Origin of the sequence: Winogradskyella algicola (assembly GCF_005869935.1) — a bacterium.
Classification (GTDB): Bacteria; Bacteroidota; Bacteroidia; order Flavobacteriales; family Flavobacteriaceae; genus Winogradskyella; species Winogradskyella algicola.
Genome location: NZ_SZQF01000022.1, coordinates 1 through 1,171 on the forward strand (window position 1 = coordinate 1; position 1,171 = coordinate 1,171).

The 1,171-nt window shown below is 40.4% G+C and carries 1 protein-coding gene; it reads right to left on the minus strand.

What is annotated here, in order from left to right; genetic code table 11:
* Positions 1-962 (minus strand): IS110 family RNA-guided transposase (locus FC091_RS15070; protein ID WP_138435204.1); only part of this gene is annotated, 962 nt, incomplete at its 3' end.
* Positions 963-1,171: the final 209 nt, after the last annotated feature.

Consider the following 1,171-nt stretch of genomic DNA (forward strand, 5'->3'; position numbering starts at 1 on the left):
GCTAATTTTGAAACAAAGTTCTCGTCATATGGCAATCCTGATTTTGCAATAGCAAAAGCCTGTTTTAACAGTTTGTTTGCTACTGCAATGAGTGCCAGTTTCTTGCTTTTCCCTTTTGCCACTATCCTATCGTACAATTCCCTACAGGCCTTATTGTGTTTACATGCTGAGAATGCACATAGAAACAGTAAGTTCCTGAGCTTTTTGTTCCCAATTTTACTTATTCTACTTCTGCCCCTGATACTGCTTCCCGACTCCCTTATCGTTGGGGTGATACCGACATAACTGCACAATTGCCTGGCGTTTTCGAATTTTCTAAAACCATCGGTAACAACGATTAAAAACAACGCAGTTTTAACACCCATACCGGGAATACTCTTAAGCAAGGTCAATTGCTCTTGCTGATCTTGTTTTACCAGTTCCAATAATCGTGCTTCCAACCCGTTGATCTCTTTGTCCAGATGCCTCAGGTTACGCTTTAGTGAACTGTAGACGAACTTGGAAGGCCTGCCCAGGGATTCTTCCCCCTTGATCTTGTTCTTGGTCGCCGTACGTTGTTTGATGTAAATATCCAAAAGCCGAAACAGCTGCAAGCATTCAGCTTGTACTGCTGTAAGGGCATTGTACAAAGCAACCTGGTTCTGCATACCATATTCACAGATCGCCCTCGCATCGCTCTTATCGGTCTTTACCTTGGCCAAGCGCATCTGGATAAATCGCTTTACCGATAATGGATTAACAACCGAGACAGCGATACCTTGTGAATATAAGTACTGCGCCAAGCGATAATGGTAATAGCCCGTGGCCTCCATAACCACTAGTGCATGCCGTGGCAATGTTCTTAAAAGTGATTTAAAGCCTTTGTCGTCATTTTTTAATTGAACATGACCTCCTTTTGTACTGTAAACATCAAATACACTTTTACTGATGTCTATACCGTAAATTTCTTTATCTTTATTCATAAGAACTTTTTTTGGAAAGGACAATCTACTTGTACATCAACAACTTAAAATCGAGATCCAGGTCTCACAGAACTGAACGATATCTAAGTAGAAAAGAGAGGGGATTATCATTGTTGTCGAAGTTACAGCTTCACCGTGTATACTAATCTTAATCCTCTCTTTTGTGCTTTCTGGTTAATCTTCTAAATATAATGGATTGTAAACTTAAG